The organism is Photobacterium sp. Alg240-V54 (genome assembly GCF_900537155.1).
Lineage (GTDB): Bacteria > Pseudomonadota > Gammaproteobacteria > Enterobacterales > Vibrionaceae > Photobacterium.
Genome location: NZ_UNRL01000003.1, coordinates 328,337 through 348,093 on the forward strand (window position 1 = coordinate 328,337; position 19,757 = coordinate 348,093).

The window sequence follows — 19,757 nt, forward strand, 5'->3', positions numbered from 1 at the left end:
ATTTAATATCTTAGAACTTATATGTAGTACCAACGTACCAACTACCAACTGATTGATCATAATCTTTATGATTCGCTTTATCTTCAAGCGTATAGAAGTCAGCCTCATAAGCCACACGCATACCTAAGCCTGGGATTTGTTTAATTTGATACTCTACACCAGCACCTAAACGAACTAAGCCGCCATCCTTTTTAAAACCTCCAGATTTAATAAACATTTGACCTAAACCTGCAGTTGCAAAAGGACGTAAACCATTATCAAACGTATAACCAACATTCGCTGCAATACTGTACGACTGTTGTTTAACTTTAAAATTACTTTTCTCTCCTTCAGATACGATATTATATTTAGTATCACCATAAGAAGTATATTGTGCTTCAATAGAAACTATACGGTTAAATTGGTAACCCGTAATTACTTTATATGCAGCATCTGATTTAGTTGAAATACCAACGCCATGTTCCTTAGACATTTCTGATGAAACTTTATCATGAAAATCTGTTGTACCTACACCGCCACCAACATAAAAACCTTTGTACTTATTTGCTGCTGTATTATTTTCGCTAGCGACTGCATATGAAGATAATAATGAACACATTACTGTTGCTACGACTAATTTTTTCATGAGATATAAATCCAAATTGGGTATAAGAAAGAGCAGCAATAGTACAAATTCATTTCAAAAAAAAACAAACCAAAACAAAACCATCACTAAACAAAACACAAAGTGATTAAAAATTAAAACAAAAAATTTCAAATAAAGTTAATAAAAACAATAAAAATAATTTTACACATCAAAAATTATCTCGATTAAATCGGTAAAAAATAAAAATATCGATTATGTTCAATGTGTTTATAAAATACAGCTAGACTAATTTTTATAACAAACCATATCAAACACATCATTTTTATTCATTGAGTAGAAATACATCTTGTTGCCTAACTTCTTATAAGCATACGATATACTATAGCCCTGATAATCTTGATAACTCTTATTTATATTACTGTCCTGAACTTTTTTAACTAATCTTACTCGATCAAAATTTAACGTTATTTCATTATCTTTTTTATTATATTTACCTTCGTAAAATACCTCTACTGGTGATATTACACCTTTACTTTTTTCTACTGTAATATATTCATGAATCATAAAGCTATCTTCAGAACTAAAGGTGAAAATCATATACTCTGTAATATTACTATATTCAGAATAAGCTTTAGATATAAAACTATTTTTAGATTGATCACAATACCATCGTGTCGTCACGAGACTGTCTTTTTTAAAACTTAAAACACTAAATCCAAGTAATAACATAATGATTATTATCAATAACGTAATATTTATTACTTTCAACATACAACATTTTTCCCTAACAAATAGTCATTTAATTTATCACCAAGATCATTTTTAATATATTCAGACATTCTAAAATTAAACGCTCTTCCATCATGAGTAATAATAAAGATAACTAATCCAACATGGTTCTTTATTCTAGTGTTATTATAAAACCTCACATACACTTCAGAGTTACAAATTGGAGCTAGTCCATTTTTAAGTGATTTAATAATTTCACTCTCATCTAATCTACTATTTTTTACAGTATGGATATAAGTGTTATTGCTGTTTATATTGACGGTTTTAGAATAACTTGATGTATTAACAAAATATGGTCGTGATTTAATTTCTCCATACTTATAAAAAATAAAATTTACCATTAACCCCAAAACAAACAATAATAATAATGTTGTTTTATAACTCGTAAACCAGATAACCTTAGATAATTTACGTTCAAGAGATATAGCCGTCGAGCTGCTATTAATCATCTGTTCTTGATCAATAATTTCTATTGCATCAGCGGCGCTATTATTGCCTCCTTTTTGTATATCTTCGATATCCTCAATAACGTCAAGCAAATATCCAGATTTACTTACAGTAGTAATAGTGAAAACATCAGGACAGTTTTTATGCAATATTTTTCTTAGTTTAGAAATAACATTGGTTAAGGCCTGTTCAGATACAATAACATCCCCCCAGCATTGAGATAATAAATAATCTTTCTCAACACATTGTCCTTGATGCTCTAATAATAATATAAAGACATCACTCACTCTTGGCGTAAAATACTCGCTATAGCCATTTTCATGTGTCAATACTCGCGTTGAACAGTCATAACGAATAGGGCCAATTTGATATATTTCACTGCTGATCATGGTAATATTACTTTTAACATAACGTATAACTAATTATCAGTTATATTAACATCTTTATCCAATAAGATATGCCGTTTATAAAAAAAGAGAGCTAATAAGCTCTCTTTTTTATTGATATCTGCACGATGTATATTTACTGTTCTTCTTCGTATAAATATTTAGAGATTTTAACGCGATGGGTATACCAAATCGCACCACTTTCTCGGCCATATTTTTTAATACGATCAGCAACTAATTCTGGTTGATGATTATCACAATATGCTTGTAAATCACCATAAAAATTAAGTGCTAATTGACAAGCTTCTGGATTCATAAAGTAATAGCCGCCAACGCGAGTATAAATTTTACGTAGTCCATTGATTGTTAGCACATAAAGCGTGTTACCTGATTTACCTGCCATACCTTGGAATAGACGGTAATCATAGTAGTTAAAAGCGCGTGCTCGACAAATTTCCTCACATAACTGAGGATCATTCTTACCGTATTTATCAACGATCTTTTTTACTTCTTGCAGTAAATCTAATCGGTCATCACTATTTTCAATAAACTCAGCAAAACTCTCAGCGGCTAATAATCGCTGACATGATTCAATTACATGTTGAATTAATTCGCTGGAGTTATCTGGATTACCTTTGACAGCATAGCGCATAAAAACACTACTGATATCCGTACGAGCCGCTAATAAATCAGCCAAAACTCGTTGGACATCCTGTCCATCTAATGTGATTAACGTATCGAGAATGCTTAAACCTGAAGTATCCATGTAATTATTTACACGGGTCGGTTTACCATGCTGAATCGTTAGCCAACCATCTCGTGCCAGACGCTGTAATACTTCACGTAATGTTGTGCGAGTTACACCAATCAATTCCGAAAGTTCACGCTCAGCAGGAAGAATAGAGCCCTGAGGAAAGTGATTATTCCAGATACTTTCAATAATGTATTTCTCAGCAAACGTCGCTGGGCTATCTGCCTTAATAACCATCTAAGTTCAATCCAATTCGCTTCTTGCTTATGTTATTTGTTAACACTCATCATACCACTAGTTCTTCAATTGCTGAAATCTAGTCTATAACTCTGACACTAAGCAGATAGATATGTACAAAAATAAACCATCTGCACCATTCATTGCTAGATTAATGGCACTATTTTATCAGCTTGCAATATTTCGCCTGCAATATTCTGTATATTGTAGTGCTAATGTCTTAGGTATCACCCTCAGTTTGTGATGAAAATGTCATATTAACTTTACATATATGTGTCTGCGGTTGACTAATAGAATTCAGTCGGTAGAGTTATCATTAACACACTGGGAGCAAATGGACGCTGCTGCCTGCTTTAAGTTAAATATCATCATTTTATCTATGGTGTTTATCTTAAAGAACTTAATCACTACTGAAAATTTTTAGCATGATGCCATTAATTGTCAGCTGATTAGTGCTAGCAAGCCTTCGTACCATTTAATACCTTCAAATTTGCACTAATAATAAGAGATTTAAACATGGCCATATCGCTAGGGAATGCCTTTATAAAAAACTTTTTAGGTAAGGCACCTGACTGGTACAAGATTGCAATCATTTCTTTTCTTATCATTAACCCATTGGTTTTCTTTCTCGTTGATCCTTTTGTTGCTGGGTGGTTATTGGTGGTAGAGTTTATCTTTACTCTCGCAATGGCACTTAAATGTTACCCTCTTCAACCCGGTGGTTTACTGGCAATTGAAGCTGTCGCTATCGGTATGACCAGTGCTGAACAAGTAAAACACGAACTTGTCGCTAATATTGAGGTATTATTACTGCTGGTATTTATGGTTGCTGGCATCTACTTTATGAAGCAGTTGCTACTGTTTATTTTTACTAAAATACTGATTAGCATTAAGTCAAAGATCCTACTTTCACTGGCTTTTTGTGTCATGGCCGCCTTCCTATCAGCCTTCCTTGATGCACTAACAGTTATTGCAGTGGTGATCAGTGTTACTGTTGGCTTCTATAGCATCTATCACAAGGTCGCTTCAGGACAAGATCCTAATGCTCATCACGATCATACCGATGATGATCATGTTCAAGAACTTAGCCGTAATGATCTTGAAAACTATCGCGCCTTTTTACGTAGTTTATTAATGCATGCTGGTGTAGGTACTGCACTTGGTGGTGTAATGACGATGGTGGGTGAACCACAAAACTTAATCATTGCCGATCAAGCAGGCTGGCAATTTGGTGAGTTTATTATTCGTATGTCACCTGTCACTATTCCAGTGTTCATTTGTGGCCTCTGTACTTGTGTATTGGTTGAGAAGTTTAAAGTCTGTGGTTATGGTGCCAAATTACCTGAAAATGTACGTGCGATTTTAGTTGATCTTGATAACGAAGAGCGTAAACGCCGTACTAACCTTGATTATGCCAAGTTTATCGTCCAAGGCATTATTGCGGTGTGGCTTATCGTCGGCCTAGCGATGCACTTAGCTGCAGTGGGATTAATTGGTCTAACCGTGATTATTTTTGCTACCGCATTTACTGGTATAACAGAAGAGCATGCTTTAGGTAAAGCATTTGAAGAAGCATTACCTTTTACTGCGCTATTGGCTGTCTTCTTCTCAGTCGTTGCAGTGATCATTGATCAACAGTTATTTACGCCGATTATCAGCTGGGTATTAACCCTTGAAGGTAGTGCACAATTAACCATGTTCTATATTGCTAATGGCTTATTGTCGATGGTTTCTGATAATGTGTTTGTCGGTACCGTTTATATTAACGAAGTAAAATCAGCATTAGTTAATGGTGTCATCAACCGTAATCAATTTGATATGTTAGCGGTTGCTATCAACACAGGTACTAACTTACCATCAGTAGCGACACCAAATGGTCAAGCTGCCTTCTTGTTTGTACTTACCTCTGCACTTGCGCCTTTGATCCGTCTCTCTTATGGACGCATGGTTTATATGGCCCTGCCTTATACGATTGTGCTGACCTTTGTTGGCTTAGCCGGTATTGAATTATTATTGGTTCCAATGACAGATTGGTTCTACAGCATGGGCTGGTTAACACAAGCAACAGTCAATGCAGCTGCAGCTATTCCTGCTGTCGGTCATTAAAAAGCGATAACGACTTAATGCCGATTTACTTATCTTTAGAGCTATGCTTGAATAACACCAAGTTATAGCTACCAAGGCCCTGATATTCAGGGTCTTGTTTTATCCAGTTAGTCATTAGAGTACCGATAATGCAAGTGCTTAATTCTTTTTCAAAAACACGTTTAGCTTGGTTACTACTGCTGCTATCAATTATTTTCTTTGAAAGTTCAGCACTGTTTTTTGAACATGTCATGAACCTTGCACCTTGTGTGATGTGTGTTTATGAACGTGTTGCTATGATGGCAATCGGCATTGCAGCGCTAATCGGTCTGCTTGCACCTAGAAATGGCGTATTTCGTTGGATTGGTTTAGCGGGTTGGGGCTATGGCGCATTCCGTGGTTTAGAACTAGCCTATGAGCATGTCGGATACCAGTTTAATCCATCACCATTTGCAACCTGTGATTTGTTTGTTCAATTTCCATCATGGGCACCATTGAACCATTGGGTACCGTGGATGTTTGAAGCTTATGGCGATTGTGCCAAGGTGGTTTGGACCTTCCTTGATCTGTCAATGCCACAATGGCTGGTGATTATTTTTGCTGCCAATCTGATTGTATGGGCAGTAATGGTTATTGCACAATTTTTTGGTCACAAGCGCTAAGTTAACATTCAAATGAAATAAAAAGCGAAGCTTAAAGCTTCGCTTTTTTGATCACTCTTTTAGGCAATATCATGCGGTTGATGGTGTGGCATCACTTACCAGCACAAATATGATCATGTAGAGCTGCAATAATAGGATAATCTGCTGCGCAAAAACGGTAACGTTCCAATTGCGCCAATTCAACCCATGCCATTTGCTGATGGCTATTTAATTGGATCTCACCTTGCTGCCACTCGGTTAAATACCCTTTCAGTTCAATTACTTTATCGCCATAATCAAATTCGCTATCAGTAAGCCAGACGCCAGTTGTGGTTCTAATCGCTAACTCTTCATATAGCTCACGTTCTAGCGCCTGCGCAGGTGTTTCACCTACCTCAACTTTACCGCCAGGAAATTCCCACAAGCCGCCTTGACTGGCATTTTCTAACCGCTGCGCAATAAAATAACAACCATCTTTTTCAATCACACCAGCAACAACAACTAGATGCGGTTTATGCTCAAACATTACAGCGTTTTACCACAGCATTGTTTAAACTTTTTACCACTTTCACATGGGCATGGATCATTACGTCCAATACCTTTAAACGGGTTGATTGCTTGTGCGCCAGCGCCAATCTGCAATTGATCAGCCGCCATCATAACCTCTGTTAACATTAAAGGTAATTGAGCATACAACTCGCTTGGTGCAGGCATACCCATAACACCGGCTTGTTCCATTTGTGCTAACGTTTGTGCTTCGTCCACCAGCAACATTAATGTGGTCAATAATGCAGATAACATTCGCATAGTGCCATCAGACACTGTTTGCTGCTGCCAATTAGGCTCAATGAATGTCCATACAGCTAAAAAGCCTTGGGCAAACTCACGTAATGCAACTTGATTAGTACCATCTTGTTGCCAAATCAAACTTGCAGGCAGTTGATATTCCCCCGCCTTAACGAATCGATATTGCATTTCAAAATGATTAAGAATCGCCACTTTATCGGCATCATCAACCGTTACCGTTGCAGCATCATCGCCACCACCGTTAATTAAAGCAGATAGCCATACCTCTGGCTCCATTGGCTTTGGGTTAGCATTTGCGGCAAATAAAGCACCTTCAATAAAAGCGGCCGACATACCTTGCCACTGTGCAGGTAAGGTCATTAATGTGTTCATGGACTGTCCTAGTTAATTCTTTTGATTCATTTTAGGGATATTATACGTCGAATATGCGTGACAACAGCGATTACTGCACCATAAATTACCTTCAATGATTGAAATTTGATGCACTTAAAAGCAAATTAGATAAAAATACGCTATTTATAGCCTTCGACTTATTATGATGGATACACGTATGTCACCCCATTCACTGAACGCGATTATAGCCGGAGCCAGTGGCTTAATCGGTACAGAGTTATTACATCAATTACTCGATCACCCGCGTTTTAATCACATTTACGCATTGACTCGTCAGTCACTTCCTTTTCATAGTAAGAAATTACATCAAATTATAGACAGTCAATTACGTATTATTGCTTGGGAAGACGATCAACCTGTACCTGAATATGGCTTTATTTGTTTAGGCACGACTAAAAAAAAGGCTGTTACTAATCAAGCTCTTGAAGCAATAGATGTCGGTTTAGTTAAAAGTGTGGCAATTACCATGAAAAATCTTGGGGTTAAACACCTCATCGTTGTTTCAAGCTTAGGGGCATGTAAGCATTCACCGTCGCATTATTTACGTTGCAAAGGCAAGATGGAGCAAGCGCTAACAGCACTAGGGTTTGAACATTGTGTTTTTGTGCGCCCTGGCCCGCTTAAAGGTGAACGCAATACACCACGTAAAGATGAGCTCGCCATTCAACGTATTTTTGAAACTATACACCCTATAATGCTAGGTCCACTCAAACACTTCACGCCAATTCCTGCAGAAGATGTGGCTACCAGTATGGTAAAGATGGCCATTGCATGCGATAAGCACCACTTACAGGCTACAACAATTATTTCAGGCCATCATTTACGGTCAATATAAAAACAAAGATGACAAATAACCTAACTCGCACTAGACTCTTGCCCCTTAGCGTATTTACTGAGTAGAGCAACCACCCCGATGCGAGTTATTTTAGGCCCGATGGAAGGCGTATTAGATCACCTAATGCGCGAGATGCTAACCGAAATTAATGACTATGACCTCTGTGTCACTGAATTTGTACGTATTATTGATAGCCTCTTACCTAATAGTGTTTTCTATCGTTTATGTCCTGAATTACACCAAGGTGGTAAAACACGCTCTGGCACACCGGTGCGAGTGCAATTACTTGGTCAAAACCCTCAGTGGATGGCAGAGAATGCTCATCGCGCTTGTAACCTCGGCTCAGCCGGTATCGATATAAACTTTGGTTGTCCTGCAAAAGCGGTTAATAAAAGCCGTGGCGGTGCGGTATTACTGAAAGAGCCCGAGCTCATCTATCAAATCGTTAAAGCGACCCGCGCAGCAGTAAACCCAACTAAGCCTGTGACCGCAAAAGTACGTTTAGGTTGGGATGATCCACAGCAATGCTTTGAGATTGCCGATGCGATTGCTCAAGCTGGCGCTGATGAAATGGTCGTCCATGCGCGCACTAAAGATGATGGTTATAAAGCAGACACCATCAAATGGGATTATATTCGTCAACTTCGTCAACACGTCACATTACCCATTATTGCCAATGGTGAGGTATGGAGCCATGCCGATGGTCAAGCTTGCTTAGCTGCGACCAATACAGATGCTTTAATGGTTTGTCGTGGTGCATTGAACTTACCTAACTTAGGCAATGTTGTGAAACATAATCAAGCACCAATGACATGGGAGCAAGTATTAGCCCTGTTATTAACTTATTCTCAATTTGAGATAAAAGGTGATAAAGGCTTATATTATCCAAATCGAGTTAAGCAATGGTTCGCTTACCTGCGCCACCAATACCCACAAGCCAAGCTATTATTTACCGACATTCGTTGCCTAAATAAAGCTGCGCCAATTATTGAACGATTACAACAAGCTCAACAACAATTGTAATCGCGAGCTTATTTTCCCCCTCTTACACTGATTCTTGCATCGAGGGGGAAATAAACACCTTACGCCCACACTCAATAACAGCGTCAGTAACAAAAAAATTCCACTGCGCTAATTTTTGAGCCATTCTTTAAAACAGCCACCTATAAAAATAAAGGATTGATAATGCGTTGGAAGAACTCCCGCCAAAGTTCAAATATTGAAGATCGACGTGGCGACAGCCCGCGTCAAGCCGGCACATCCAGTGCGGGATTATTACGCTTAGTCCCGTTACTCATGCGCAGCAAAGGCGGACGAATTATATTAGTCATTGGCGCTCTATTCTTTGCTTACCAATATTTCACTGGTGGCGGTAATTCTTTGGGTATTCAACAACCATCGTCATCTAAAACAGCGCCAGTACAATTAAATGATCAAAACAAGCAGTTTGTAGCAGCTATTCTGGGCTCAACAGAAAGTATTTGGGACAAGCAACTGGCAGGCAAATACCAACCACCGACATTGGTGTTGTATAACAATATTACCCATACAGGTTGTGGTACAGGCTCTGCACAATCAGGCCCTTTTTATTGTCCTGCTGATCAAAAAATCTATCTTGATCTTGGCTTTATCGATGAATTAAAAAAACTCGGCGCACCTGGTGATTTTGCATTTGCGTATGTGATTGCACATGAAGTGGGTCATCATGTTCAAAAACTGCTCGGCACCAGTGATAAAGTATCCCAACTGCAACGACGTAGTGATAAACGCACCGCCAATCAGCTCAGTGTGAAATTAGAGCTTCAAGCTGATTGCTATGCCGGCGTTTGGGGTCATTATGTTAACCAACAAGGCATGCTTGATGAGGGAGATCTTGAAGAAGGCCTTAATGCAGCGAGTGCCGTTGGTGACGACCGATTACAAAAAATGGCAGGACAAGCGGTACAACCGGATGCGTTTACCCATGGCAGTTCAAAACAGCGTATTGCCTGGTTTCAAAAAGGATTTAAAAGCGGCGATCCTCGTGCTTGTAACACTTTTAGTCAGCCTTAATTCCCCCTTGATTACTTACTGTTGATCGGGACTTCAAATAGCGGCTTACATCTTATTGATAAGCCGCTGTGATCAGCATATTTAAGATAATCACATTTATTTACAATTATAGGTTTTCTCTCCACCACTATTCCATATAACGTCATAGTCTAAGTATGGTTACTTATATATGAACGCAGGTAGTTTTATTTCTATAGGGAAAATAGAATGTTCAAAAAAAGTTTGTTGGTCTTACTGTGCTCGTTTTCGGCTTACGCGCAGGCTGGATTTGAGGTTGTAACTTTAGGGAGTAAGGGCGGTATTCAAGATGGTAATTTAACGGCTTTTCTACTCAAAGACAGCCGTGATACAAATTACATCACCCTTGATGCTGGAACAGTGGTCAATGGCCTTATTGTCGCAGAAGAAAAACAAGCCTTTAAAGATATTGAGATCCCCAAAAACTCGCCATATACCAATGTCGGTTATGTTCTACGTGAAAAAATTAAAGGCTATCTAATTAGCCATGCGCACCTTGATCACCTTGCAGGAATGATCATAGCTTCCCCCGATGATAGTCATAAATATATTTATGGTTTACCGTCAGTCAATGAAACCATTGCTAAAACTTACTTCAATTGGCAAGCATGGCCAAATTTTGGTAATAAAGGCCAAGGCTATCAATTAGGCAAATACCAATACCGTGATTTATCAGCGCAAACATGGCTACCGATTAAAGACACCTCTTTACAAGTTAAAGCCTTACCGTTAAGTCATGCTGGTATTGAGTCATCAGCATTTGTTATTAAAAATAACCAACAGCAAATCATGGTCTATCTTGGCGACACTGGTGCTGATAGCGTTGAGCAAAGCGACCACCTCAATAGTTTATGGTCAACGTTGGCCCCTTATATTAAGAATAAACAATTAAAAGGGATAATGATTGAAACCTCTTTCACTAATAAAGTGCCTGAGCGTTCTTTATATGGTCATTTAACCCCTAAATTATTATTAGAAGAGTTAGCAGTACTTGAATATAAGGCTGGTGGTAAAGGCAGCTTAGCCGGACTACCGATTATGATCACCCATATAAAATATAGCTTGCTGAAAGACATAAATCCTCAAGCAATTATTAAACAGCAACTTAATGACGGTAACAGCCTTGGAGTAAGCTTCCATTTCCCCGCGCAAGGCGAACGCTTTAGCTTATAACAACGTACGGTATAACTTACCCTCAATAACCCACTCGCTATAAATAAAAACGCCTCCGTCACTGTTGCAGTAGCGGAGGCGTTTTTATGAAATAAGGGTTATTTACGCATCTTATTCACTGATACGATTGGGATGGTTTAAAATGTGGTCCTCCCAATCGATCACGTCAATCTCATACACTATTTTATTTCGTACAGATTCACCCGCTTTGTGCATCGCAGCTTTAGAGCCGGTGATCAGTGGATGCCACTCAGGTAACGGCTTACCTTCTGCCAACAAACGATAAGCACACGTTTCAGGTAACCATACAAACTCATCGATACGCTCACGGGTTAACTTAAGGCACTCTTCACCTGACTCAAATCGATTCATGTAATCTTTGCATGAGCATGTTTGATTATCAAGCAGACTACAGGCGACATTGGTGTAATAGATATCATCAGTATCATCATCAATTAACTTATGCAGACAACATTTACCACAGCCATCACACAGTGATTCCCACTCTTGATCTGTCATTGTCGTTAAGTCTTTCTGTTGCCAAAAATGGGTCATGATACTTACACCAGTATTGTTATTTGTGTCGTTCAATACGCCACAATAATGAATGAGCTTATTAATAAATATAGCAGTCGGTTTTTATAGCGATCTATACGGTAAACTGCAAATTAAAAATACCTATTAATCGTTAATAACGACAGTAATAATAGTTATTATCATTTAATAGTAAAAATAGCGCTAAGATAGTTACATCGTCAGCATCGATAAAAGCAATAAGTTATTTGGCTTTTAAGAATAACAATGGTAATTTGCGCAACCGATTTGCAAAGCAGAAAGAGAGAAATATGATGGAATGTCGTCTAGGGTGTGGCGCGTGTTGTATTGCACCAAGTATATCGTCATCGATTCCAGGTATGCTAAAAGGTAAACCCGCAGGTGTTCGTTGTATTCAGCTTAATGAAAATAATCTGTGCAAATTATTTGGTAAACCTGAACGCCCAGCCGTATGCCATAATTTTAAAGCTTGCTCTGATATTTGTGGTAATACCAACGAACAAGCCTTAACAATTATTACTGAACTTGAGCAAATAACGTAATCATTATTGCGGTTCATTGATTGATGCGGAATGCTATTCTTTGGTTACGCCAGTAAGAATACGCAATGCCGTTTTTGCATTTTCGACAACCTGATGGCCAGAATATGTCAGATATCCTCCATCCTCTTCAGTCACTAATCCTTTCGCATACAAACGTTGTGCTGCAGAGATAACAGCAGGACTTGCATCGCTATGAACCTTAATGCCTTCCATATTGCTATGCATAGGGAATTTTACCAGTAGATTCATTTCATCAACGATATCGGGAGTGTACGGCATAGTCACCTCTATAATATGGAAAATCCCAGTGGGATAAATAATCTATTATTAATATTAGCGTTTGTTGGTAAGAAAACTAGGTGCAGAGATCAATATCTGAAGATCTTTCTCTATCAATATGAGACTTGGGTCAAAAAATTGAATATCTATAAGTCATTCAATTTCATAACTGTACAAAAAACAATCTAACATATTGAGATATATAAAAAAGCCGCTTAGAAAAGAGCTCATATACTATGAAAACTTTTACTATTAGCGGCTTTTTTGACAGCGATTAATCGCAATTATGCTTGAATACCAACAATTAACCATGGTGCATTAGGTTTGCGTAAATCACGCTCTAAGTGCCATACATCGTTAATATCTTCTTCTACGCCTTCAGCGCTATCTTTATAACGGCCACTAAACTTAATACTTAGTTGCGCCATATTAGCGTCATGATCTGCACGTACAAGTTCAGCATCAACATACATTACTTCTGTATGCTGCTCACCAGATAATTTTGCACGTTCTGCCGTTAAATCAGCCATCAGTGCTGGTGACACATATTCACGAATTTTTTCTAATTCGTTGTGGTTCCACGCACCTTGAATAACACGGTAATGATCACGAGAACCATTTAAAAATGCATTCATATTAAAGTTTGGCGGCAAGTTAAACGGCACTTCACTATCTGTTGATTCAAAACCAGATGATTGTGGTTGTTGTGCTGCACCTTGACGGAACTGTTGTTGCTGACGCTGTTGCTGCTGTTGAGACTGACGAGGGGAATTACCCGCATACGACTCACGGTGTCCCATTGGTGTACCTTTATTTGCACGCATTGCTTTAAATAGCTTAAACAATACAAAGGCAATGATACCAATGATCAGAATATCCATAAATTGGATACCATCAAATGCACCACCAAAGAAAGCAGCTAACAAACCACCAGCAAGAAGGCCACCTAACAAACCACCCATTAGGCCTTTTTTCGCTGATGAAGCAGCAGTTGGATTTTGTTTACGGATAGTATCAGTCTGTTGTGGTTGCTGCTTACGAACCGGGGCGGTTTTAAAGCTTTTACCAAATGACTTACCACCACCGAATTTTTTTGCTTCTGCATGTGGTGCAGTAAATGACACTGCCACAATAAGAGCAAATACGGTAAAAAAGCGTTTCATGATAATAGATATACCTTCGTCATTAACTCTAAGCATCGTAGCTATTCGCTACAGAATGTCAATTTAATCACCCATCAAAATTGTTACTAACGTTTAACATTGTTGCTATTGTCAAATATGGCCTCTTAAAAATCCGAATAATCATACATACAAAACTAGCAATATAGACATTAACGGTTGTGAATCGCTATATAATTAAACATAAATACATTTAATATGCATACTTATGTGCAATAAATTCAACTAATACAATCTAAAAGGTGAAAATTACAATATCCTTCCATATATTATCCGCAGCAAACGTTTATTATTATATACTGTTTTTTATAACGTCAGTGAAAGTGCAAAATATTCGTTAAAAGACCGCGTTTTCTTTGATTATTATCATTTTCGCAATGGAGACATCTATGCAAGACAATAATACACACAGTAAGTTTGTGGGTTATCTTTTGTGGATTTTTGGTTTTACCGGCGCACACCGCTTTTATTACGGTAAGCCTGTAACCGGTACAATTTGGTTTTTAACATTAGGATTACTAGGTATTGGCTGGTTAATCGACCTATTTTTGATCCCGTCAATGAATCGAGAGTCTGATTTGCGCTTTGCTGGCGGTGAAATCGATTACAATATTGCATGGTTATTACTCACCTTCCTTGGTGTATTTGGTGTTCATCGTATGTATATGGGGAAATGGATCACAGGTATCCTTTACTTATGTACCTTTGGTTTCTTTCTCATCGGTATCCTAATTGACTTCTGGACACTCAATGATCAAGTCTCATTAGAGAACACCAAAAAACGAAATGCTTAATATTTAATTGAAATTTATATTGTGGCAGATATCAATGCCACAATATCTTCGTTATGCCAAACTTACTTATATTATGCATAACGATTCATGGACGATAATAATAATAAATAATTAAAAAAGCCGCTTATAGCTAAGCTAATTATAACAATTGCAAACATATTTAAAGAGTATAATTCCATGGCAAGAAGAAATGACCACACCCGCGAAGAATTGGTAAACATGACCTTAGAGCAAGTGAAAAATTTTCTTGATGAGCATCCACATCATGAACTTAGTTTACGTAAAGTCGCGGCAATGATTGGCTATGTACCAAGTACATTAGTTAATGTGTTCGGTAATTATAATTTATTACTCCTTCATGCCGTTGCTCAAACACTTGACGAATTATTTCAGCAAGCTGAATTGTGTGTTCGTGATGCAACATCTTCACAGCAAGCCCTACGTAATCTTGCTTTTTGCTACCTTGATTTTGCCACAGCGCATCCTTATCGTTGGCAGTTAATTTTCCAACATACAATGAACGGTGAAGATCTTCCTGAATGGCAAACTGATCGTATTGATAATATGACAGGCATGCTAGAAGCACTGATCGGTCAAATTAATAGTGACATGAGTGATAAGCAAGTACTTGAAGCAAGCCGTGTTATTTGGGCGGGTGTACATGGTATTACGCTATTAACTGTTGATGATAAATTGTTCACCTCAAGCCCTGTTGATGGTAAAGCGCTGATCAATAATTTATTAGATACTTATTTAAACTCATGGCACAAATAATTTAACGAGAATCATGTAATGTCCCCTAAGCCACAATCAAACCTGCTAACTAAACGCCGGTTTTTACCTTACTTTCTTACTCAGGCCTTAGGGGCATTTAACGATAATGTTTATAAAAATATTCTACTTATTTTCATTGCCTATGCCTCGGCACACACGCTACCACTTAGCGCTGATTTATTGATCAATTTAGCGGCGGGATTATTTATTCTGCCCTTTTTTCTGTTTTCAGCCTCAGCAGGTATTCTTGCTGACATTTATGATAAAGCCAAAATCATGCGCATCGTTAAATTGGCGGAAGTCATTATCATGTGCTGCGCGGCCGTGGCGTTTATTTACCAAAGTTACCTAACTTTACTGTTCTTATTGTTTTTAATGGGAACACAATCGGCTTTCTTTGGCCCTGCAAAATATGCTCTTTTACCACAACACCTCAAAAAAAGTGAGTTAGTGTCAGGTAATGCGCTGGTTGAAACTGGTACATTCCTTGCCATTTTATTAGGTACTATTATCGCAGGCGTTATCGCTAACAGTGATAATGGCCGCTATATTGCTGCAATTAGTGTCATTATTTTTGCTATTTTAGGTTATCTTGCCTCACTTGCGATCCCTGCTGCGCCACCGAGCCAACAACATATCAAGTTTCAGTGGCGTCCATGGCAACAAACGCGTCATACCATGAAAATCGCTCAACAAGATAAAATCATTTTCCAATGTATTATTGGCATTAGCTGGTTTTGGTTTTTAGGCGCATGCTACCTGACCCAATTTCCTAACTTTGCACGCACCAATTTAGGTGGCCAAGCATCGTCAGTATCTTTTTTATTAACCTTGTTTTCAATTGGTATTGCCGTAGGATCAATGTTATGTGATCGCCTCTCACAGCACCGAGTTGACCCGGGGATTGTACCTATTGGCTGTTTTGGGATCAGTTTGTTTGGATTTGGCCTATACGCAATGACACCTAGCGTGATCCCTGCCACTGATGGCATTATTGCCTTTATTAGTCAGCCATCATTATGGCCAATTTTTATCTCGTTATTATTACTTGGTGTTGCGGGCGGTATTTTTATTGTGCCGTTATATACTTTAATGCAGCAACGTGCCAAAGAAGATCAGCGCGCTCAAATAATTGCAGCTAATAATATTTGGAATGCGGTATTTATGGTTATCAGTGCGATAGCTGCGATTGTGTGCTTATCTTTACTACAACTTTCTATTCCACAGTTTTTCTTATTACTGGCAGGGTTAAATAGTCTTGTATTGCTGTATATCTATTTTCAAGCTCCAGATTTTTTCTGGCGTTTTGTAGTGTGGGTTGTTACTCATACCATGTATCGCGTCCGTCACCATAATCTTAATAACCTACCACAACAAGGTGGCACATTATTAGTCTGTAACCATGTCAGTTATATGGATGCGCTATTATTAGCAGGTGCATGTCCTCGCCCGATTCGTTTTTTGATGGATAAAGACATTTATAACCTGCCTATAGTCAATACTTTCTGTCGTGCCTGCAAAGCTATACCGGTTGATGCCAATGATCGTAAATCAGTACGTACGGCTTTTGCTCAAGTTGCCACCTATTTAGAAAATGGCGATATTGTATGTGTATTCCCCGAAGGTCACTTAACACCAGATGGTGAAATTGCCCCTTTTATGCGCGGTATTGATTTAATTATTAAACGCTCTACAGTACAAGTGATACCTGTTGCTTTACAAGGTTTATGGGGCAGTTACTTTAGTCGTGAAGGCGGACATGCGCTACTAAAATGGCCGAAGCGTTGTTGGTCAAAAGTCACTATCGTTGCTGGCGAATGTGTACCATCACAAGCAACCGATAGCCAATTATTACGCCAACAAGTTATCGCATTACGTGGTGATAGACGCTAGTGTTTGGTATGTAATTACAATAAAAAAGGCGAAGCTATGATGCTTCGCCTTTAAGTTAACTTTTGTGATTAATCTACTCTTGAGTGGCTAACCACTGCGCTAAATCTGTTCGTGAAATTTTTACATTTTGAGTAAACTTTTCAGGTAAAGCAATGTAGCGAATCGGGCGCTTATATGGTGCTACATGCTGTGACATATAACTTGCTAACAGATCCATTAAATAGTTATCTAATGGTTCTGATGTCGTCAGTATTGCCACCGGTCGAGCACCAAAATCCTGTTCGGTCATCGGTAACACAATCACTTGATTCACCGTAGGGTGTTGTAATAATACCTGTTCAATATCTTCTGGCTGCACATTCTCGCCACCAGAAATAAACATATTATCAACCCGCCCACGAATAAATAACTCGTCATCATGCCACTCCCCGAGATCTTTGGTGGCAAACCAATCATCGTCATCATCACAACCTAATAACGAAAAAATTGTGTTATTGCGGTAATAACCTAAACATAGCACGTTACCGCGTACGCAAATTTCACCGTCTCGTAAAATCAATTCTCGATGCGGTAACACCGTACCGACACCAGCACTGCTATTGGCACGTTTGGCGGTAATGGTTGATGCCATTTCTGTCATGCCATAGCCACTCCAACATTCAATACCGACTTGCTCAGCCGCAGTGGTTAAACTCACGGGAATGGTAGCACCACCTAATAGTACTTGTTGCAACTGGTGCTGCTGTGCGTAGTCAGAGTCCAAAAAGCGCTGCAATTGTGTCGGCACCAACGAGGCGTGACTTACCCATTGTAGCGCTTGCTGGTGTAACTCTGGCGCAACCACAACAATGCTTGCACCACGGTATAACCACCGCCACACAATGGCTAACCCAGAAATATGGAACAAAGGTAGTGACAATAACCAACTGTCATCAGCGGTAAATGTCATTTGCTTTAATAGTCCACGTGCACTGGCTAGGTGTGATTGCGCATTATGTACCACCGCTTTAGGCAAACCTGTCGAGCCCGACGTTAAGGTTAAACTCACTGGACGATGCTCTTGCCACATCACAGGGATCAAACGCTCAGAGGTTATTTCTGGTATTAACGAAAGGGTTTTACCCGTAAGCTCTGCGGTGAGCTCACTATTGTCACACCAAATGTAATCATTCTTGAGGGCAGTTAACTGTTCAGTTAATGCATTGAGTGGCAATTTAGGATTAAGCCCTACATATCGCGCTCCAACGCGAATAATGGCTAGCAGCAGCCATAAAACATCAATACTATTGGGTGCAACAACAGCAACCAATTGATCGCGTTTTACCCCTTGAGCAACGAGTCGTTGGGCATACTTTTCAATATTGGCGGTAACTTCAATCCAATTCCACGTCACAGCGCCAGCGTTAGCATCACCTAATGCTATCGCAACCTCTGCTGGTCGGTGCTCGGCCCAATATTGCCAAGGCCACATTTGAAATACTGGTTTTATTTGTGCCATACCATGTCTAATTCAGATAAAGGGATCACCGGTAATTCACAACCTGGCCATGACTGTATTAATTGCACTTGGAATAATTGCATCGTATCTAACCCAGGGATCACATTTGGTGTTTGCCATTGCGCTAACCGCGCCAGCTGATTTAAGCCTAAACTTGATTCAATGCTTGAACTAATTACTGCAGTAAGTCCTGCTGCATGTGCTTGCTCAATCAGTGCAATACAACGTGCAAGTGAACCAATTAAGGTTGGTTTAATGATAATTGCGGCAACACCAGGCTCTGCTTTTACTTCAAATCCTGCATCACGGACGGTTTCATCCCAAGCAATGTTGATACCGGTTTGTTGTGCAAACGCTAAACTGTCACTCGGTAAACGACAAGGCTCTTCTAAAAATGCAATCCCGCTACGGTGTTCCGGTTTCACATATTTGGCAAATTGTTGCGCTTTTAGTGGTGTCCATTGACGATTAGCATCAAGGCGTAATTGCATATCTGGAATCGCTTCAAGCAACATATTTGCCACAATACCATCGCGTACAGCTTCGTACATACCGACTTTTATCTTTGCAACTTTATCACCTGGCATCTGATTTAAGCGCACCACTAAATCATCAGGATCACCGGAGCATAATGGCGCAGCCAAATAATTTCCAGTCTCGGGAAGCTCTGCTGCTAACTCTGCAATTGCGCAACTGATACCAAACGCAACCGATGGAAAAGCCGCATCAAGATCAAGCTCTTCACCGGCAACCCATTGTGAGAGTAGTTGTTGTGCTTGCTCACCAGCTTCAACTGCTGTCTCAAGACTAAATTCCGGTAATGGCGCAATTTCACCATAAGCCCGTTGTTGATCTTGGCATAATTCAATCACCCAACCTTCACGCGTAATCAAACGTTGATCACGCAAGATAACCCCTGAATCCATTGGAAGTTGGTATTGAAATAACTTCGCACTACGCATTACATTTCCTTTATATGATGCCAGAGACGTATTAACCAAACACTCTAGCCAAAAACAGAGTCGCTATCAGTTACATTGC

The 19,757-nt window shown here is 39.1% G+C and carries 22 protein-coding genes; 10 read left to right on the plus strand and 12 right to left on the minus strand.

The genetic code is table 11. The annotated features are described in order from the left end of the window. Positions 1-10: 10 nt before the first annotated feature. The 4 genes from G6R09_RS10495 to fadR all read right to left on the minus strand — a co-directional run bounded on the left by G6R09_RS10495 (position 11) and on the right by fadR (position 3,196). The gene (locus G6R09_RS10495) at positions 11-625 is read right to left on the minus strand and encodes a porin family protein (protein WP_065176305.1); all 615 of its coding nucleotides are present in this window, start codon (positions 623-625) and stop codon (positions 11-13) included. Between the two features lie 246 nt (positions 626-871). Then, a complete protein-coding gene (locus tag G6R09_RS10500; protein WP_163922230.1) occupies positions 872-1,357 on the minus strand; it encodes a hypothetical protein in 486 nt (161 codons plus the stop codon). Continuing rightward, the gene (locus tag G6R09_RS10505) at positions 1,351-2,211 is read right to left on the minus strand and encodes a winged helix-turn-helix domain-containing protein (RefSeq protein ID WP_163922233.1); all 861 of its coding nucleotides are present in this window, start codon (positions 2,209-2,211) and stop codon (positions 1,351-1,353) included. The genes G6R09_RS10500 and G6R09_RS10505 overlap by 7 nt, the downstream gene beginning before the upstream one ends. Before the next feature lie 133 nt (positions 2,212-2,344). Then, complete coding sequence (gene fadR / locus G6R09_RS10510; protein WP_065168125.1) at positions 2,345-3,196, minus strand: fatty acid metabolism transcriptional regulator FadR; 852 nt, start codon at positions 3,194-3,196, stop codon at positions 2,345-2,347. Positions 3,197-3,712: 516 nt separating this feature from the next. Here fadR and nhaB point away from each other — a divergent pair. Beyond that, positions 3,713-5,302: a Na(+)/H(+) antiporter NhaB gene (gene nhaB, locus G6R09_RS10515; protein WP_163922235.1), complete on the plus strand. Its 1,590-nt coding sequence runs from the start codon at positions 3,713-3,715 to the stop codon at positions 5,300-5,302. Positions 5,303-5,327: 25 nt separating this feature from the next. Here nhaB and G6R09_RS19925 read toward each other — a convergent pair whose 3' ends face one another. Next, the gene (locus tag G6R09_RS19925) at positions 5,328-5,534 is read right to left on the minus strand and encodes a hypothetical protein (protein WP_240345734.1); all 207 of its coding nucleotides are present in this window, start codon (positions 5,532-5,534) and stop codon (positions 5,328-5,330) included. Between G6R09_RS19925 and dsbB the strand changes: the two genes are divergently transcribed. Further along, entirely contained in the window at positions 5,437-5,943 is a 507-nt protein-coding gene (gene dsbB / locus G6R09_RS10520) for a disulfide bond formation protein DsbB (RefSeq protein WP_235860128.1), read from the plus strand. The two genes, G6R09_RS19925 and dsbB, sit on opposite strands and share 98 nt — an antisense overlap. A 91-nt stretch (positions 5,944-6,034) precedes the next feature. Here the strand turns inward: dsbB and mutT are convergent, their stop codons facing one another. Together mutT and G6R09_RS10530 are read right to left on the minus strand one after the other, a co-directional pair. Beyond that, on the minus strand, positions 6,035-6,448 hold the full coding sequence (gene mutT, locus G6R09_RS10525) for an 8-oxo-dGTP diphosphatase MutT (protein WP_163922237.1): 414 nt from the start codon (positions 6,446-6,448) through the stop codon (positions 6,035-6,037). Next, positions 6,448-7,101: an SEC-C metal-binding domain-containing protein gene (locus G6R09_RS10530; protein ID WP_163922239.1), complete on the minus strand. Its 654-nt coding sequence runs from the start codon at positions 7,099-7,101 to the stop codon at positions 6,448-6,450. The genes mutT and G6R09_RS10530 overlap by 1 nt, the downstream gene beginning before the upstream one ends. Positions 7,102-7,279: 178 nt before the next feature. On the opposite strand from G6R09_RS10530, the gene G6R09_RS10535 reads away from it, so the two are divergent. The 4 genes from G6R09_RS10535 to G6R09_RS10550 all read left to right on the plus strand — a co-directional run bounded on the left by G6R09_RS10535 (position 7,280) and on the right by G6R09_RS10550 (position 11,200). Then, entirely contained in the window at positions 7,280-7,957 is a 678-nt protein-coding gene (locus tag G6R09_RS10535; protein WP_065176311.1) for an NAD(P)H-binding protein, read from the plus strand. A 78-nt stretch (positions 7,958-8,035) separates the two neighbouring features. Beyond that, on the plus strand, positions 8,036-8,980 hold the full coding sequence (gene dusC / locus G6R09_RS10540; protein ID WP_065168120.1) for a tRNA dihydrouridine(16) synthase DusC: 945 nt from the start codon (positions 8,036-8,038) through the stop codon (positions 8,978-8,980). Between the two features lie 162 nt (positions 8,981-9,142). Then, positions 9,143-10,009 (plus strand): neutral zinc metallopeptidase, encoded by an 867-nt coding sequence (locus tag G6R09_RS10545; RefSeq protein WP_163922241.1) that lies wholly within the window; start codon positions 9,143-9,145, stop codon positions 10,007-10,009. A 207-nt stretch (positions 10,010-10,216) separates the two neighbouring features. Beyond that, on the plus strand, positions 10,217-11,200 hold the full coding sequence (locus tag G6R09_RS10550) for an MBL fold metallo-hydrolase (protein WP_163922243.1): 984 nt from the start codon (positions 10,217-10,219) through the stop codon (positions 11,198-11,200). A 111-nt stretch (positions 11,201-11,311) separates the two neighbouring features. Here the strand turns inward: G6R09_RS10550 and G6R09_RS10555 are convergent, their stop codons facing one another. Then, complete coding sequence (locus tag G6R09_RS10555) at positions 11,312-11,755, minus strand: YcgN family cysteine cluster protein (RefSeq protein WP_082955732.1); 444 nt, start codon at positions 11,753-11,755, stop codon at positions 11,312-11,314. A 293-nt stretch (positions 11,756-12,048) separates the two neighbouring features. Between G6R09_RS10555 and G6R09_RS10560 the strand changes: the two genes are divergently transcribed. Further along, entirely contained in the window at positions 12,049-12,297 is a 249-nt protein-coding gene (locus G6R09_RS10560) for a YkgJ family cysteine cluster protein (protein WP_065168268.1), read from the plus strand. A gap of 33 nt (positions 12,298-12,330) precedes the next feature. Here the strand turns inward: G6R09_RS10560 and G6R09_RS10565 are convergent, their stop codons facing one another. Both G6R09_RS10565 and G6R09_RS10570 read right to left on the minus strand, forming a co-directional pair. After that, positions 12,331-12,576, minus strand: coding sequence for a TIGR02647 family protein (locus G6R09_RS10565; RefSeq protein ID WP_060997287.1), 246 nt, complete (start codon positions 12,574-12,576; stop codon positions 12,331-12,333). Positions 12,577-12,860: 284 nt separating this feature from the next. Continuing rightward, positions 12,861-13,739: a Tim44 domain-containing protein gene (locus G6R09_RS10570; RefSeq protein WP_163922245.1), complete on the minus strand. Its 879-nt coding sequence runs from the start codon at positions 13,737-13,739 to the stop codon at positions 12,861-12,863. Positions 13,740-14,146: 407 nt separating this feature from the next. On the opposite strand from G6R09_RS10570, the gene G6R09_RS10575 reads away from it, so the two are divergent. The 3 genes from G6R09_RS10575 (at position 14,147) to G6R09_RS10585 (ending at position 17,218) form a co-directional block, all read left to right on the plus strand. Then, positions 14,147-14,551: an NINE protein gene (locus G6R09_RS10575; RefSeq protein ID WP_065168116.1), complete on the plus strand. Its 405-nt coding sequence runs from the start codon at positions 14,147-14,149 to the stop codon at positions 14,549-14,551. A gap of 177 nt (positions 14,552-14,728) precedes the next feature. Next, complete coding sequence (locus tag G6R09_RS10580; RefSeq protein ID WP_065168115.1) at positions 14,729-15,325, plus strand: TetR/AcrR family transcriptional regulator; 597 nt, start codon at positions 14,729-14,731, stop codon at positions 15,323-15,325. Between the two features lie 18 nt (positions 15,326-15,343). Beyond that, complete coding sequence (locus tag G6R09_RS10585) at positions 15,344-17,218, plus strand: MFS transporter (protein WP_163922247.1); 1,875 nt, start codon at positions 15,344-15,346, stop codon at positions 17,216-17,218. 73 nt (positions 17,219-17,291) lie between these two features. On the opposite strand, the gene menE is transcribed toward G6R09_RS10585, so the two are convergent. Together menE and menC are read right to left on the minus strand one after the other, a co-directional pair. Further along, positions 17,292-18,716: an o-succinylbenzoate--CoA ligase gene (gene menE / locus G6R09_RS10590; RefSeq protein ID WP_163922250.1), complete on the minus strand. Its 1,425-nt coding sequence runs from the start codon at positions 18,714-18,716 to the stop codon at positions 17,292-17,294. Continuing rightward, positions 18,704-19,678 (minus strand): o-succinylbenzoate synthase, encoded by a 975-nt coding sequence (menC, locus tag G6R09_RS10595; protein ID WP_163922253.1) that lies wholly within the window; start codon positions 19,676-19,678, stop codon positions 18,704-18,706. Before menC ends, menE begins: the two co-directional genes overlap by 13 nt. Positions 19,679-19,757: the final 79 nt, after the last annotated feature.